This is a genomic window from Crinalium epipsammum PCC 9333 (assembly GCF_000317495.1).
GTDB lineage: Bacteria > Cyanobacteriota > Cyanobacteriia > Cyanobacteriales > PCC-9333 > Crinalium > Crinalium epipsammum.
Map to the genome: position 1 here is coordinate 4196029 of NC_019753.1, position 17249 is coordinate 4213277.

Here is a 17249-nt window from a genome sequence, read left to right on the forward strand (position 1 = left end):
TTAATAATCTAACTACACGCAGTTAGGAACAACTGCTACTCAATTAATTCTACTAACTTGATCGATCTGCTTTTGTAAAAACTGATTCAAATTAAATAATGAAGTTGAAAATTGACTTGTTTAAAGGCAAAAACTCTCAAAAATTGGCAAAAAATACTCAGAGGATCCAGAATTTACCGCTTAATTTAAAAATGCTGCCATTAAAACGATTAGCAATAATTAAAAGATTCGACAAAGGCTTTCAGAGTAGCTTACTATGGAGCGCAACTGTAACTTCATTAAGCTTTGCTAGTATACTTTCCAGCTTGATGGCAACTCCAGCACTAGCAGCAGAAAAGCTGGTTTTACGCTTAGGTCCATTTCAGCAGTCAGTGAATGTTGCTGATTTAGATTCGTTTGCTAAAACTGGTCAACTGTCAACATCTCTAAGACCTTATGGTGCATTACTGACTCCACAAGTACAGCAACTTTTAACTAAACGTTTACAAGTTGACCCTAGCATAGCTAATAAATTTATTGATGATTTACTACGAGCGCCAGAAGGGAATCAATTAATCAAGCAAATCAGGGTTGCAATTCCTGATAGTACAGTTACTCAAGTGCGGATAGCATTAGCATTAGCATTACGGCAAGCTAATGGTTTAAGCGCGGTTAGCTTTTTGCGGGCATATCCAGACGATCAGATTACAGTAGATCTAAGTTCTGCGATCGCGATCGCACTAGAAATTAATGTTCCCTTCATACAAAGTCAATCCGTAACCTCATTACTAGAGAGTTCCTTAACCGTCCCCAGCACCTCATTTTCTGCCAGCTTTAATCCAGCTAGCCCTGGTAAAGAGCGCATTAATAAACGAACAATTACCATACAAGACACAAAACGCAACCGCACAATTCCTGTAGATATCTACTGGGATCAAAGTAGTTCTGGCCCTTTGGTCGTGATTTCACACGGCTTTGCGGCTAATCGAGAATCTCTAACTTATCTAGCTCGTCACCTAGCTTCCCAGGGTCTTACTGTTGCAGCACTAGACCACCCAGATAGTAATTTCACCACGCTTCCAGGCGCATCAATTGGCTCTAAACTAACAACAGGTGGAGTAACAGGGCTACTATTACCAGCATCAGAGTTTATTAATCGCCCTAAAGATATTAGCTTTTTATTAGACCAACTAGCTGAACTTAATCAACAGCCTGGTACTCTGCAAGGGAAATTAAATACCCAACAAGTAAGCGTGATTGGTCACTCTTTAGGGGGCTATACAGCTTTAGCTGTAGCAGGTGGAGAACTACATCTTGACGAGTTACGCTCATTTTGCCAAGAACGTAGTTTATTTTCTAAGTCTGGCGGAGATTGGTTACAATGTGCTGCTGCTGACTTACCACAATCACGTCTACAACTACAGGATAAACGAGTAGCGCAAGCGATCGCTCTCAATCCTGTTATCGGACAATTATTTGGTAAAACAGGTTTAGCTAAAGTAAATATCCCGACATTAATTTGGACAAGTACAGGTGATGCTTTAACGCCTACACTCAGCCATCAACTGCGACCATTTTCTCAATTACGCGGTTCTAAATATTTAGTTACTGCTATTGGTGGTACTCACTTGAGTCTGAGCGATCCTGATAATCTTAATCCTCAGTTAGCTCAAACTACCCTAGTTCGAGAAATTACAGGCAAAGAAGCCGAACCCATGCGCCAACTCCTCAAAGGTGTGAGTTTGGCATTTATCAAACAATTGACACCAGAAGCCAATAATTACCAGCAATTTTTGACATCTGGCTATGCTCAATCACTCTCTACGCCGGGACTGAGTTTGCGTTTGAATACCACATTACCATCGAACCTGAATGCCTTTGTAGAGTTTGCCCAGTAAAAGGGCAGAGGGGCAGGGGAGATAATTAAATAATATTTATTATATTTATTGACTCCTTCCTCCTCACCCCTTACTCCTGCCTTTGATAATCCCCTGATTTTCCGCCAGTTTTACTCAAAAGACGAATTGATTCTATTTGAATTGATTTTTCTAAAGCTTTTGCCATGTCATATAGCGTCAGCGCAGCAACAGATACGGCTGTTAATGCTTCCATTTCTACCCCTGTTTCTGCAATGGTTGTGACAGATGCTTGAATTTGGTATCCAGGTAATTCAGTATCGGGGGTAATTTGCACTTCTACTTTTTGAATAGGTAAGGGATGACACAGGGGTATTAATTGGGAGGTTTGCTTTGCTGCCATAATTCCCGCAATTCTGGCAGTCCCTAAAACATCACCTTTAGGTGCATTCCCTGCTTGAATTGTCTCAAACGTTGGCTGAGACATCCTTACATGACCTACTGCAACTGCTTGACGCTTGGTTGACTGCTTATTAGATACGTCTACCATCCGCGCCTCACCTTGGGCATCAAGATGTGTTAGTTGGTGATTTTGAGAAATTTCTAAATTATTTTGCGTCATACAGAGAAGTTGTGTTATTATAGATTTCGGCAAGGGCTTGTAGCTCAGTGGACTAGAGCACGTGGCTACGGACCACGGTGTCGGGGGTTCGAATCCCTCCTAGCCCGTCCAAAAAGATAAAAGTAATAAAGGAAAAGACAAATCAAAAGTCTTTTCCTTTATTACTTTTGAGCGTGTTTTTCCAATTCAGCGTAGTTTAAGGCATAAATGTCAGGAGCTTTGCCCCAGGCAAATAGCCAAGAATTAGCTAGATTTTTATTCGATATAGCCATAAAAATAATTAAGGCTAGTAAAATTAGACCTGTACTAATTGTAAAGATGCCTCGGTAGCCAAAGTATTGAACAACTGAACCTAAAACTCCTCCGGCGATCGCAATTCCTAAATCAAACCCACTAATACATACAGCAAAGACGCGCCCACGTTCCTGTGGACTAGAACGATCAGAAATTAAGGCAATCATCATGGGCAATAATGTTCCTGACCCTGCGCCTTCTAAAATTCCAGCTAGTAAAAAGCTGTTGGGGCTATTAGCATAAGATAGAAGCAACATTGCTACACCATAAAAGCAGATACTAGCTGTAATAAATAATCCTCGACCATAACGGTCAGAAGCACGACCAATAAATAATCTACTGCTAAAACTAGAGATCGCAGCAGAAGTATAAAACCAGCCAGCATTAAAATCTACTTTTGTTTCTCGAATAAACAAAGGCACAAAAGTACTCAACGCGCCAAAAGCCAAACCAACTAGCAGCAGTACAAGTGATGGCACTAGCAATGGCGGACTAACCAGAATTTCCCAAAACTTTCTACTGTTTTGTTGAGTTGATGATTGCAATGAAGTATCAGGTTTATGCTCGATTTTGGGTTCATGTATTTGATTTCCGCCCAAGAAAGCTAACATTCCCAACCCACCAGCAAACAGAAACAAAGGTTGATAGCCAAAAGCGCCTTGTAGTAAACCACCAACTGCTGGCCCGATAGCAATACCAATAGGCGTTACTAGGCTCATATAGCCAATTAACTCTCCTCGATAGCTAATGGGTGAGATATCTACTACCAAAGCATTGTAAGCAGTCGTCCAAGCAGCAATACTGATACCGTGAAAAATTCGGATAGCGATTAAAAGCGGAATTGATTTTACAAATAGATAACACAAGGGCGCGATCGCAGCTACAACTGCACCTATCAGTAAAACCAACTTACGGCTACGTTGATCAACCATGCGACCTAACCAAGGACGAAATACCAACAGACCGATGGCAAAAGAACCCATGACAATGCCAACCTGTTGCGGTGTGCCACCAACGTCAGAGACATAAGCTGGTAGCGTTGGCAATAGTGAACCCATACTTGACCAAAAAAATAAGCCAGCAGCAAATAAAATCAGTAAACTACGGCGCTGCGGCGCTTCAAGTTGCCAAAAAACTTTCAAGACAATTTAATTGATAAAAGGACGTTTGTGAGGGAGGAGAGAGGAGTAAATAAGTAAAAGCTACATCTCCCCTGCTTTCTACTCCTTGTCCCCTACCCTATTATTAATAGTCGGTTCTACTACTTCCCTCACCCTGTAGATTGGTCTACCCTGAGACTCGTGGTAAGTACGCATCAATAACTCTGCTAGCAAGCCAAAACTAAATAGCTGGATACCTGCTAATAGCATTACCACCGTCAAAATCAGTAAAGGTCGCTGTCCAATACTCTCTCCCAATACTAATTTGATGAAAGTTAGATAACCGCCCAATAATGTACCCACGAATAGAGAAAGTAAGCCTAACATTCCAAAGACGTGCATAGGGCGTGTTAGGAATGTCTTCATAAACCAGATAGTTAATAAATCCATTAACACGCGAAACGTCCGCCATAAACCATATTTACTGCGACCATACTTTCTAGCATGATGACGTACTGGCAATTCTGCTATTCTTGCTCCCTCAATAAATGCTAGTGCTGGTAGAAACCGATGTAACTCCCCATACAAATTCATATCAGCTACAAGTTCTGATTTGTATGCTTTGAGAGAACAACCATAATCATGCAGTTCAACGCTAGTAACTCGCCCAATTAACCAATTAGCAATTTTAGAAGGCAATAGTCGAGTCAAGGCAGCATCTTGTCTGTTTTTACGCCATCCACTAACTAAATCGTAACCTTCATCTAACTTAGCTAGTAGTAAGGGAATATCAGCCGGATCATTTTGCAAATCACCATCTAAGGTGACAATTGCTTGACCTTGTGCAAAGTTAAATCCGGCTGCCATTGCTGCTGTTTGACCATAATTGCGACGTAGCAGCACTGCTTTTAAATCTATTCGAGTTTGTGCTATTTGTTTTAGTAGTTCGGCAGAACCATCCTTAGAACCATCATCTACGCAGATAATTTCGTATGTGAGTTGTGCTGCCGTTAAACTAGATGCGATCGCCTCAATCAAATGAGGAATACTTTCCACCTCGTTATAGACTGGCACTACAACTGAAACTGCTGGAATTATGTGATTACCAGCGCCATCTTGCGCTAATAACCTTTGAGAACTTAACATCGTCATATTAAAAAGAAGGACTGAGGACTAAAGCGCATAGCGACACGGACTAAGTAATGGTTAATTGGTCATTGTTAATTGTTTGGTTTATAACTCTCTATCACTCGTCCTGCCCGCCGTAGCTGCTGGTAATATGATCGACTAACTTGATCTCCATGTTCCGATAGTTGGTCAATTCCAATCCCATTGCGTCCAATTTCTTTACCAGAACTATGAATATAACGACCTTCACCCAAATGAAGTGCTACGTGGGTAGTTTTTTGGGGTGTGCCAAAAAATATTAAATCTCCTGGTTGTAATTGTTCTAAACTAATAGGCTGAGTAAAAGCTTCCTGCTGATAAGAATCACGAGGCAACCAAATACCCACTGAAGCGAAAGCAGCTTGCATTAATCCTGAACAATCATAGTTTGGTGCAACTGTACCACCCCATAGGTAATAATTATCCTGTTGCATAGCTTTTTGGGTAAAGGCGATCGCTGTTGGGATGCGTGCTTGAATTTCTGAACTCGAAACGGCGATCGCACTATAAGCAGTTTTTGCTGGTTCTAAGTGCTGCAAATCCTGAATTAATAACCAAGCTGAATAACCATCCTCACATAAACGCACTTCTACAGCGTTTTCTTGGGCTGTTGTAGATAAAATGTGTAAATGACGACCCGCAGCAGCTTGAGTTGCCAAACTGGCACAGCTAGGTGAATCATAAAGATTGAGATTAACTCGGCTCTGGTATTCACCAGTTAGTGATTCGGCTAATTGCTCAAAAACAACCATTTTTTAAATAAGTAACTGGGTGGAAATAAACTTAACATGAAGCCTAGTCATAGAGCAGAGGTTATGGATTATATGTCACTGATAATTGTTAATTGATAATTATTAATTGATAATTGTTAATTGATAATTGTTAATTGATAAAAATGACATTTTTCCGAAAAGACGAACAACTCGAAACACTAGGCACTCAAATTCTGGAAACCACTTGGGCAGAATTTCCAGGGTTAGCCCGTAATCAAATTGCACTTACTTGGATAGTTTACGATCCTCCAGTCCCAGTTAATACTGGTGGTGCATTAAGTGCAGAGGAATTTTGGAAGTATCAAGTTAGAGGTTTTAGTTATCGTGGTGTGGAACGAATTTATCCAGCAAGTATTGTTAAACTTTTCTACTTGGTAGCAATTCAGGAATGGCTGGACAAAGGTATGATTCCAGCTACTTCCTCTGAGTTAAGCAGAGCGATAAAGGATATGATCGTTGATTCCAGCAATGATGCTACCAGTTTAGTTGTAGATTTCTTAACTGGAACAACTAGCGGACCAGAAATCCCACCAGAACCGTTTGAGACATGGAAGCTACAACGCAATATTGTTAACCGCTATTTTCAATCTCTTGGTTGGTCTGAATTAGAAAGCATCAACGTCAATCAAAAAACTTGGGGCGATGGACCTTATGGTCGAGAGCGAGTATTTTTAGGCGAGTTGATGGAAAATCGCAATATGCTGACAACTAATGCTACTGCTAGGTTACTACATAGCATTGTAGGGGGAGTTGCAGTCAGTAGTCAGCGATCGCAAGCAATGATGAATTTAATTAAACGCAGCCTCAATCCAGAAGATTTAAGCAACGATGGTGATGAAAATCAAGTTACTGGTTTTTTAGGTGGTGGACTCCCAGCAGAAAGCCAACTCTGGTCTAAAGCAGGTTGGACAAGTCAAGTGCGTCATGATGCGGCTTATATTGAACTACCACAACAGCAACCTTATATCTTAGTAGTCTTCACTGAAGGTAAAGCTCATAGCGGAAATCAAGCCATCTTACCCTTTATTTCTAAGCAATTTGCCGTTGCAATGGCATCCTTGAGTTAATCTAGCTGATACCCCTCATCCTACTTACAGATTTTCGTAAATACTATGTTTCTTCCCAATTAGGGAGGATCATCTTGTCAACTTCTCATAACTTGGAAGATGAGATTTTAATTTCCTAAAGGAATTTAGGAAAAACTAAGCTGTAACAGCTATAATAACTGGCTTTTTTAAGTCTTTTAAGCCATTTTAGAGGAGTGACGGTGAATAATATGCTTTTTAAGCACTTGTCTTTAATTGTAAGCGTAGCAGCACTAGCTTTAGTAGCTAGCGCTATGTCTGCTTCTGCTGAAACAACAAACAGTGGTGATCCTGCGAATATAGCATCATCTGTTCAGGAAGAAGCAACTGCGATCGCGCCAACAACATCTGAAATAGCATCATCTGTTAACAATGTTGAAATAACTGCTGAGTCCACAAATACCGAGTCTCAAGCCGAAGAAGCTAGGTTGAGTAAGGTTGAGCCAACACAAGCAACAGTTGCAGCTTCTCAGCCAATCAAGCTTGCACATCACCATAAAAAAGCTGATCACGTGCTGCAAGCACAAGCTCAAACAACAGACATTTCTTTGAACGCTAAACCTGCCCCTGGTACAGTGGCAACAACTGCTGCTGCCTTACAAGGCAAAGCAACTAACTCACCATTACAAAATATAAATTCACAAACACCAGCTTCTAAAGAAACTCAGATTGCTCAAACAGATATCGATCTTGGTCGCACCACGCGTGGTGGTTCCAGCTATGTAGGCGTTGCTGGTAACATCGGTCTGGGTGGCGAAACTGCCATAGGTAGCACAAATTTTGCAGTTATAAGCAAAATTGGACTCACCCGAAATCTTGCCGTCCGACCTTCCGCTATCTTCGGCGGTAGTACTGCAATTTTAATACCAGTAACGTATGACTTTGCCCAACAGCGTGGGGATGAAGACCTTGAGCCCGCTCGTTTTTCTCCTTATGCTGGTGCAGGTGTTTCGCTCAACACAGGTGACGATACAGGTTTAGGTTTGATAGCTACTGGTGGTGTAGATGTCCCACTATCGGCACAATACACAGCGACGGCTGGTGTGAATGTCAGTTTTAAAGAGAAAACTGATGTCGGTTTACTACTCGGTGTAGGGTACAACTTCTCAGGTTTTTAAACAGTTGTTAGTTTTGAGTCTTTAATCTTGACTCAAAACTACATTTTTACCCCAGAATACCCGTCCGACTTAAGGCGGAGAGTATATCAAACAAGAATAATGGGAGGATGAAAGCCTCGGCTTTCAGAATTAGTGTAAAAACGTTCTATTAAGAACATTTTTACTTTTTTTCTCCCTCTGCTCCTCTGCCCCCTCTGCCCCTTTGCACTAGGAAAACCCAGTAAAACGAAAGGACAATTTTATTTAGGGCTAACTTTGCCTACAACTGCCAATTTTCCATCAGGTTGCACCGTCCAAACATCGTAGCTACCGACTACATCACCGTTTTCATCAATATCTACGTTACTGCTAGCTCCTTGATAATTAATATCTTTGCCTTGGCGTACTAAATCCATTGCTTTACAAAGATCCGATACTTCTTCACCTGGCGCGTTAGAAATTTCACGAACTTTACTTTTAATACCTTCGCCAGTGTTGGCTTTTGCTGCCTGCGCCGCCAGCATTAACAAAGCAGTAGCATCCCAAGTATGAGCTATATAAGCTGTGATCGGCTTATTTGTCTTCTCTTTCCATAAAGTGTTAAACGTTTGCAGTGAGGGGCCATTTGCTCCTGGTACTGTACCCAATGCTCCGGCAATGATGTACTTGCCATCACTGCTTTTACCAACTTGATCGGGAAAGTTGGGAGCATACGCGCCATCAGGTAGCAGAATTTGTACTCCTTCACTTAAACCCTGCTGATATGCAGCTTTAAGTAACAAACTGCCTGTTTCGGGATAGATAAGTGCTGCTACTGCCTGTGGTTTGCCACTAAAAGCGGCGGCTGCTTCTGATTCAAATGTAGCTGCTTTAGGATCGTAGCGAGTTGGCTTTTGTTCGTTGACAAGTGTGCCGCCTGACTTTTTAAAGGCTTGCACAAATTCTTTTTCAAAACCAACGCCATAATCGTTATTAATAGCGATCGTAGATACGTTCTTAAATCCTTTATCGCTTGCCAGTTTAGCTAAGGCTTGCGCTTGGTAGGTATCTGGTGGTGCTGTACGCGCCCAAAAACCGTTGTATTTACCTTCTTTTGCACGTTGGGTAAATACAGGGCTTGTGCTACCCGGAGAAATCATCATTACTTTGTTGCGTGTTGCGACTTCAGCCCCAGCAGTTGAGACACTACTAGCAAAGGAACCAACTACGCCAGCAACTTTGTCTACTTCTGATAGCTTAGTCATCGCAGCAGCACCCGCGTTGGGGTCGCTTTGGTCATCTTCTGCAATGTATGTGACTTGTTCGCCGTTAACGCCACCACATTTGTTGACGGTATCAACTGCTAAACGGATAGCATCTGGTAGAGGTTGCCCAATGGCAGCTACGTCTCCGGTTGCTGGTAGTATTGAACCAATTTTCAACCCTTTAGCGTTGCTGGTATTGCTCGCACTAGGCGAGGTTTGATTACCACCTTGTGTACCGTCAGGAGGATTTTCACAAGCAGTCGTCAGCAAGCCTGTAGATATTGCAAGGGTGAGTGCGTAGGCGTAGCCCGTCCTAGACATCGCCCAATTAAGTTTGATGTTACCTACTGAAACTAATTTACTCATTTTTATTTTTAGATCCTTAACTCTCAATGATCATTGAGCATAATAAGAGCGTATCCTAAAAATAATTAATCACAAGAAATATCTTAATTTATCTGCGGTTAAAATCTCAGTAGAGACCTCTTATTTCGCGTCTCTACTCTTTTCAGATAGGCTCTAAGTCACTAAGCAAGAAGCTAATAACACGGCTGATGTCTAGATATTTAAGTAGTGATAGCGATCAACTCTATGATTAATAAGTTAGGACAAACTTAGGACTAAATTGCCCTAAATTCGTATCTAGAATAAGTACTTAAGAATGAATTTAGGACAATAGATCTAAATCTTTTTTTGTCCTAAACGTCTTAAATAACGGAGAGGGAGGGATTCGAACCCTCGGTACGGAGTTACCTACCGTACAACAGATTAGCAATCTGTCGCTTTCGACCACTCAGCCACCTCTCCAGGGGTGACAGTAAACTATCATAGCATATATTTTTTTGTTGCCAAGGGCTAGAGCGCAAATAATTTTAAGTTTGATAGGATTTACGCAAAATTAACGATTTTCCTAGTGTTTGAGGATTGTTACTTTGTAGGGAGGGGGCGATCCATAGAGATTTTTCGCCCGCAGTATCCTTCTCTTGCCGTTTCTGCTTGCCTTGCGGGATGAAAGATAATATGTTTGAGCGCGACTTGGTATTACTCTAGTTTAGCTAATCTTTGGATAAGTCTAATTAATAACTGCGATCGCGCATTCACTACCCATATATTGTTGTGGCATGGCTTTTTAACTATCATTTGTGCGATCGCGCAATTTAATTACCATATATCCTTTGACAAACTTATAAACTAAAACCTGAATTTAAGCTAATAAATGATAGCGCCGAATATCTACAGAAGCAGCGAGTAAACCTGATAATTTAGCAATACCTTCTTGAATATGCTTTGATTGCAGTTGATAATTCAGTAACAAAACTTAAACAACAAATAAATCAGATGAAGTTTCTAAGCAAATTCGCCCTGATTTAATTATATTGGGCTAATTCTGTGGCTAAAATAAAACGTTACTTGCGACGTATGAGGCTGGTGATTGGCGACTAGGAAAACTCTCATACGTTGATTTATGCCCATCTACTTAATCAATAATGACAAAAATAACTATTAAAGAGCGATTACGCTACAAATTTGACAGTTTCATGTCTAGAGGCACTGCTGCCCTAATTGGTGGGTTAGCGTTGGTGTGCCTGATATTTATCTTATTAATGGGAGTGTTAATTAATGTTGCTAATCTTGCGCCTGAAGGTAGCGATCGCCTGAATCTCCTAGAAGCTGTTTGGAGTGTGCTAATGCACACTATAGATGCAGGTGCTGTAACTGGTGCGACTGGAGCGTGGAGCTTTCGCCTGTTTATGCTCCTCGTCACTTTTGGTGGCATTTTCGGGGTCAGTATCTTAATTGGGATTCTCTCTAGCGGTATCGACACCAAGTTAGAAAGTCTGCGTCAAGGACGCTCACGGCTGATTGAAAAAAATCATATTGTCATTCTTGGTTGGTCGCACCAAGTTTTTACACTTATCCCTGAACTTGCCTTAGCTAATGCTAATCAACCCGATACTTGTATTGTAATTCTCAGCGAAGAGGACAAAGTGTATATGGATGAGACACTGCAAAAAGTCCTTGGTAAACTTCGCCGCATTCGCATTGTCTGCCGCAATGGTAGCCCCAGCAACATGACTGATCTGGGCATTGTGAGTATTCAAACTGCACGCTCAATTGTGATTTTGAATCCACAAAATGACCAGGATGATACTAAATTGGTCAAAACTCTACTAGCTATTACTAATATTCCTAGAGCAGTTCCCCAACCGTATCATATTGTGCTTCAAGTCCAAAACCCCAAGAGTCTTGATGTTATTCAACTTATTGGACGTAACCAAGTAGAGGTAGTGCTAACACAGGAGTTGATTTCACGCATTCTTGTACAAACTTCTAGACAGTCGGGTTTGTCTGTTGTCTATATGGATTTGCTAGATTTTAATGGTAATGAAATTTATTTTAAAGAAGAACCGTTATTACAAGGCAAAACCTACGGAAATGCTCTCTTAGCCTATAATAATTTGGCTGTGATTGGCATCAAGCACTCTAACGGTAAGATTAAACTTAACCCACCTCAAGAAAAACCGTTAGAACCAGGCGAACAATTGGTGGTAATTAGTGAAGATGATCGGACAATTAAAGGCGCAGAAATTACTCACCCGATTATTGATGAGCAAACTATTCAGATTACTCAAAGAAACCCTGATTCAGCCGAAAATACTTTAATTCTGGGTTGGAGCAATCAGATCTATCAAATCATTGGGTTAATGGATCAATATGTTGCACCTGGCTCCAATATAACTGTTGTAGCAGAATTTCCAGAAGCAGAGGTGAATCTTGCTCCAGAATTTCTGGGTACAAAACATTTAACTGTGCAATATTTTCAGGGAGATCCTACCGAGCGTCAAGTATTAGAAAAACTTCAAATAACTGATTATAACCATGTTATTGTCCTCTGCAATTCTGAACTAGAACCAGACCAGGCAGATGGAAAAACTTTAGTAACATTAATTTATCTCCGAGACATTGCAACTCGCTGCAATCACAAGATACAGATTGTTACTGAAATTTTAGATCCACGAAACCAAACCCTGGCGCAAGTGGCTCGTCCTGACGATTTTGTACTTAGTGAACAAATAATCAGTCTAATTCTTGCTCAAATTGTTCAGCACAAAGACCTCAATGCTGTATTTGCCGATATCTTTGATCCAGAAGGTTCGGAGATTTATCTGAAGCCTGTAACTGACTATGTAAGAGTTAGTGATCCTGTTAATTTTTACACTATTGTTGAGGCGGCTAAACAACGTGGGGAATCAGCTATTGGATATCGTAGTCAAGCTGATGCCAATAATATAGCCAAATTCTATGGTGTTGTCATCAATCCTAAAAAAGATCAGGTGATCGCTTTGACAAATCAAGATAGCATTATCGTATTAGCGGAAAACTAACAAGTTTTGGTGGGATGTTCTGGTTGTGATCAAGTTAGGTCAACCTAATTAAACGCATTACCCCACCCCCCAACCCCCTCTCCGAAATTCGGGGAGGATTTGCATTTTATATTTTTGAATGTATAGCTACTTATCTATCGCAAGGAAGTTGGGCAAAACAAATATTTTCACGCTTTCTACGTCTCAAGTCTGAATAATCAAATCTATTAATTTATCTCCAGTAGGCGATGATCCCCAGCGATATTAACCATTATTCTATGGAGTGTCAGCAAACTTATTAAGATTAGTTTAATTTTTGTGGGCAAGTGTAGAAGCTAATTATAATAAACGCCTCGCATTTACCCGATAAATCCTTCAGTTAAAAAAAGCATAAAACCTATGGCTTCCATAAACAAAAAGCACATTGCCTTAATATCTGTTCACGGCGATCCGGCGATTGAATTTGGTAAGGAAGAGGCTGGTGGGCAAAATGTCTATGTGCGTAAGGTGGGTGAGGCGCTAGCTAAACAGGGTTGGCAGGTAGATATGTTTACTCGCTCTTCGAGTGCAACAGATCCAAAAATTGTTCAACATACACCTAATTGTAGAACAATTCGTTTAACCGCCGGACCTGAAAAATTTGTACCAAGAGATAATATTTTTGAATATTTGCCAGAGTTTGTTGACCAGTTACTCAAGTTTCAAAAGCAATCAGGAATTACCTATTCCTTAGTACATACAAATTACTGGTTATCCTCATGGGTGGGGATGCAGCTAACAAAAATTCAAGGAGTCCCACAAGTTCATACTTATCACTCTTTGGGCGCAGTTAAATATAAGTCGGTTACGACAATTCCAATAATCGCTACTACACGGTTAGCTACAGAAAAAGCTGTATTGGAGACAGCTTCTCGAATTGTAGCAACCAGTCCTCAAGAAAAAGAACATATGCGATCGCTTGTCTCTCAAAAAGGCAACATTGATATTATTCCCTGTGGTACAGATACGCGCAAATTCGGTTCTATTACTAAAGAAGCAGCAAGGGCGAAATTAAATATTTCTCCTGAAACTAAGGTAATCCTTTATGTAGGAAGATTTGATCAGCGCAAAGGTATTGAAACTTTAGTGCGGGCTGTTAATCGTTCCAAGTTGCGTGGTCAAGCAGACCTCAAGCTGATTATAGGTGGCGGTAGTCGTCCTGGTCAAAGTGATGGCAAAGAACGCGATCGCATTGAAAGTATTGTTGGAAAACTCGGTATGCAAGAGTTCACTACTTTCCCTGGACGCTTGGATGAAACTACTTTGCCAACTTACTATGCAGCAGCCGATGTTTGTGTAGTTCCTAGCCACTACGAACCTTTTGGGTTAGTAACTATTGAAGCGATGGCAAGTGGAACACCTGTTGTTGGTAGCGATGTCGGCGGTCTACAGTTTACTGTAGTACCAGAAGAAACTGGATTGCTATGTCCACCTAAAGATGAAGTTGCTTTTGCTGAAGCGATTGATCGGATTCTGAGTAATCCAGAATGGCGCAACGAACTAGGCGACAATGCCAGAAAGCGGGTAGAAGAAATGTTTAGCTGGGATGGTGTAGCTTCTCAGTTGGGTAAACTCTACGAACAGTTAATGGCACAATCTGCGAATGACCTTACTGCCGTTAGTGCATAAACAATCCAACTTGTTGTAGAGTTGAGCAATAGAAATATCTAAGAATTATGAAAGCCTTTGTTGTAAAGGCTTTCATTGTTTTACTACTTCCTAACAATCATACTAATAACGTCTCAATCAGGTTTAGGACTAATTAAGTTAATTTAGCTCGCCAAGATATAATTGATGGCGAATTATCACCCTGATGTACGCAAATGCGATCGCGCAAGTGCTGACTTGTCAGTTCGCGTAGCGACGACAAGAGGAGTATCGCTCTACTATCCTGCTGGTAATTAGCTAGGTATGATTAAGTATTTTAAACATATATGTAATTAAAAATTGTTATATGATTGTAGAGCGGTTTCTTTACCAACAACTTGACCCTGAACTTGATTAATATTCAGACCCGAATCAACTTGATTAACAGATAAATTTAATTCTGGTTGTAACTGGTTGGTATCTAACTGAGGAGAAGGTGGATTAACAGGTGCATCAACATTATTGATAGCCAATGAAGGTTGAGAGTCGTTATTACTTATGCTAGGGGGTATTGGTTGGGAATTTGGAGGATAATTACTTGTAGATGTTGGAACTGGTAAACGATTGGTATTTAAACCAGAGTTAATCTGATTATTAGATAGTTGTTGGGGCGTAACATAGGTAACTGATTTTTGTAGCTCGTTGGTAGTTAATTGAGCATTTAATTGCTCAGAAGGTAATTGTAAATTACGAGGCGGTGGCAACTCCTGTACCTGAGCTATAGATGCTTCAGCTAAATTATTATTCCTAGATGCTGGCGACTGCAATTCATTAGTGTTGACTTCAGTAACTACTGTTGGTTGAGAAAAGTCTATTGTAGGATTGTTATTTACTGTTGGAAATGTTGGTTGATTGTTATTTGTATAACCTAAGTTATAAGGTGATGTTTCTAATTGGTTATTTGTAGCAGGCAATTGAGTCTCAGTATTAGGAGTAGCTAGATTGCTGTTGGGGGGAAAATTAGCTAATTGAGAAGAGTTACTAGAGCCACGAGATAGAGATGTTAAATTAACAGAATTTTTCGGTTGGTTAGCAAGATTTATAGATAACTGGTTAGGCGGTGAAAGTGGATTTCTGGTATTACTTAAAATAGTGGCAACTAAGTCAGGAGTAGATGATGGTGAGCTAGAGGAACTATTGGATAATTCTGGCTTATAAGTATTCTTAGATAATGCTATTGGGGAACTTGAAGTAGATTGTTTACAATCCTTCGTAGGAAAATAGAGATATTGACATTCAATCATATCGTCAACTTTTGTAGCAGTAGTCGTAGCGGCAATTTCGTTTTGCTTATCAGTGTTGCTAGAACAGGCAACAAGACCATAAGCTAAGGTGAGGCTAGCTATCAAACAAGCTACTTTGGACTTCATATTCTGAATCTCTTCAAGGTTTTTAGGTAATGGATTGAGAATTTTCACCCTGACGCACGCAAATACGCTCGCGTAGCGACTCCGCAGGAGTATGGCTCTACTATTCTGCTGGTAACTAGCAATGTAAGATTAAGCCGTTTCCACAGAAACATACTCAAAATAACATTCTTAAAGTCGATCCCCAGGTAGAAGAAAATAAATTATAGCTTAGGTATAGCATAATTCCTGCTGAAAAAATCAGCCAGAGGAACTTGTATCAAACTCAAACTGTGGATAAACTTTTTAGTTGATATTTCGAGCCTATCCTTGGCTGACCCGGATAGCAAAATAGCAGTTTTGCGCTTGTATGAGTAGAGGAGTAAACGAATATGCTAGATACGTCTGCAAGCAGTATGACAGAATCGAACTGTAGCTATCCGCATATTACCAGTATGCAGTGGGAGTTTGATGGTGATCCATGCCAACGCGCTTGGGTGGAAATTGATCTAAAGGCTTTGGTGCATAATGTAGAACAAATTAAGTCTTTGTTATCACCACAAACAGCACTGATGGCGGTTGTTAAGGCTGATGCTTATGGTCATGGTGCCAGAATTGTGTCTGAGAAAGTTTTGGAGGCTGGTGCTAGTTGGTTAGGTGTGGCGACAGTTCCAGAGGGAATTGAGTTGCGACAAGCTGGGATTGATGTACCAATTTTAGTGTTAGGTGCGGTAAATAGTCCAGAAGAAATTCAGGCGATCGCACATTGGAAGTTGCAACCAACTATCTGTAGTCCGCAGCAAGCAAAAACATTTTCAGAGACTTTAGGGAATTTAGATCAAAAGCTACCTGTTCATGTCAAGCTCGATACTGGGATGTCTCGACTGGGTACTTTTTGGCAGGATGCAACTGAATTTATCGAGTTAGTACAGAAGTTATCTAATTTAGAAATTGCCAGTATCTATTCGCATTTGGCAACCGCAGATGATGTTGATCCTACTTTTATGAAACAGCAACATGAGCGTTTTCAAAGTGCGATCGCTTCCTTGAAAGCTACCGGAATTATACCACGTTTACATTTAGCTAATTCGGCTGGTACTTTAAGCGATCAAACTTTACATTACGACATGGTGCGTGTAGGTTTAGCACTATATGGTCTTTATCCTGCGGATCATCTGCAACAAGTAATTAATCTTAAACCAGTTCTGAGTGTGAAAGCACGAGTAACGCAAGTTAAAACTATTTCCCCAGGAACAGGTGTTAGCTATGGCTATAAATTTGTAGCAAGTAAAGAGACACAAATTGCCGTTGTTGGTATTGGCTACGCGGATGGGGTTCCTCGTAGCCTTTCTAATAAGATGAAAGTTTTAATTAGAGGTAAAATTGTGTCGCAAATTGGTACAATTACAATGGATCAGTTGATGCTAGATGTTAGTTCTATACCTGATTTGCAAGTTGGTGAAATAGTCACTTTATTAGGAAAAGAAGGAAACATCAAGATTCAAGCTGATGATTGGGCTTCAGCTTTAGGAACAATTTCCTGGGAAATTCTTTGTGGTTTTAAACATCGGCTACCCCGCGTAGCTGTTGGTTAGCACAGCAGAATGTAGAGACGTTGCATACAACGTCTCTACA

General features: G+C 40.6%; 12 protein-coding genes and 2 tRNA genes. 7 read left to right on the forward strand and 7 right to left on the reverse strand.

All coding sequences use genetic code 11. The features are described 5' to 3' along the window. Nucleotides 1–191 precede the first annotated feature (191 nt). The gene (locus CRI9333_RS18225) at nt 192–1877 is read left to right on the forward strand and encodes an alpha/beta hydrolase (protein WP_198013582.1); all 1686 of its coding nucleotides are present in this window, start codon (nt 192–194) and stop codon (nt 1875–1877) included. 70 nt (nt 1878–1947) lie between these two features. On the opposite strand, the gene moaC is transcribed toward CRI9333_RS18225, so the two are convergent. Beyond that, the gene (moaC, locus tag CRI9333_RS18230; RefSeq protein WP_015204647.1) at nt 1948–2457 is read right to left on the reverse strand and encodes a cyclic pyranopterin monophosphate synthase MoaC; all 510 of its coding nucleotides are present in this window, start codon (nt 2455–2457) and stop codon (nt 1948–1950) included. 33 nt (nt 2458–2490) lie between these two features. Here moaC and CRI9333_RS18235 point away from each other — a divergent pair. Beyond that, a tRNA-Arg gene (locus CRI9333_RS18235) sits at nt 2491–2564 on the forward strand. 54 nt (nt 2565–2618) lie between these two features. Here the strand turns inward: CRI9333_RS18235 and CRI9333_RS18240 are convergent. From CRI9333_RS18240 to CRI9333_RS18250, 3 genes are all read right to left on the reverse strand, one after another. Continuing rightward, nucleotides 2619–3893, reverse strand: coding sequence for an MFS transporter (locus tag CRI9333_RS18240; RefSeq protein ID WP_015204648.1), 1275 nt, complete (start codon nt 3891–3893; stop codon nt 2619–2621). 78 nt (nt 3894–3971) lie between these two features. After that, entirely contained in the window at nt 3972–4997 is a 1026-nt protein-coding gene (locus CRI9333_RS18245; RefSeq protein WP_198013688.1) for a glycosyltransferase family 2 protein, read from the reverse strand. Nucleotides 4998–5071: 74 nt separating this feature from the next. After that, entirely contained in the window at nt 5072–5770 is a 699-nt protein-coding gene (locus CRI9333_RS18250; RefSeq protein ID WP_015204650.1) for a C40 family peptidase, read from the reverse strand. 143 nt (nt 5771–5913) lie between these two features. On the opposite strand from CRI9333_RS18250, the gene CRI9333_RS18255 reads away from it, so the two are divergent. Together CRI9333_RS18255 and CRI9333_RS18260 are read left to right on the forward strand one after the other, a co-directional pair. Continuing rightward, nucleotides 5914–6858: a serine hydrolase gene (locus CRI9333_RS18255; RefSeq protein ID WP_015204651.1), complete on the forward strand. Its 945-nt coding sequence runs from the start codon at nt 5914–5916 to the stop codon at nt 6856–6858. A gap of 200 nt (nt 6859–7058) precedes the next feature. After that, nucleotides 7059–7994: a hypothetical protein gene (locus tag CRI9333_RS18260; RefSeq protein ID WP_015204652.1), complete on the forward strand. Its 936-nt coding sequence runs from the start codon at nt 7059–7061 to the stop codon at nt 7992–7994. A gap of 239 nt (nt 7995–8233) precedes the next feature. Here CRI9333_RS18260 and CRI9333_RS18265 read toward each other — a convergent pair whose 3' ends face one another. After that, nucleotides 8234–9538: an ABC transporter substrate-binding protein gene (locus tag CRI9333_RS18265; protein ID WP_041226806.1), complete on the reverse strand. Its 1305-nt coding sequence runs from the start codon at nt 9536–9538 to the stop codon at nt 8234–8236. 394 nt (nt 9539–9932) lie between these two features. Next, nucleotides 9933–10024: transfer RNA gene (locus tag CRI9333_RS18270), tRNA-Ser, on the reverse strand. Nucleotides 10025–10704: 680 nt separating this feature from the next. On the opposite strand from CRI9333_RS18270, the gene CRI9333_RS18275 reads away from it, so the two are divergent. After that, nucleotides 10705–12603 (forward strand): CASTOR/POLLUX-related putative ion channel, encoded by a 1899-nt coding sequence (locus CRI9333_RS18275; protein ID WP_015204654.1) that lies wholly within the window; start codon nt 10705–10707, stop codon nt 12601–12603. A gap of 378 nt (nt 12604–12981) precedes the next feature. Next, complete coding sequence (locus tag CRI9333_RS18280; protein ID WP_015204655.1) at nt 12982–14250, forward strand: glycosyltransferase family 4 protein; 1269 nt, start codon at nt 12982–12984, stop codon at nt 14248–14250. Between the two features lie 311 nt (nt 14251–14561). Here the strand turns inward: CRI9333_RS18280 and CRI9333_RS18285 are convergent, their stop codons facing one another. Next, nucleotides 14562–15638, reverse strand: coding sequence for a hypothetical protein (locus CRI9333_RS18285; protein ID WP_015204656.1), 1077 nt, complete (start codon nt 15636–15638; stop codon nt 14562–14564). 431 nt (nt 15639–16069) lie between these two features. On the opposite strand from CRI9333_RS18285, the gene alr reads away from it, so the two are divergent. Next, nucleotides 16070–17209: an alanine racemase gene (gene alr / locus CRI9333_RS18290; protein ID WP_390370111.1), complete on the forward strand. Its 1140-nt coding sequence runs from the start codon at nt 16070–16072 to the stop codon at nt 17207–17209. The last annotated feature ends 40 nt before the right edge of the window (nt 17210–17249 follow it).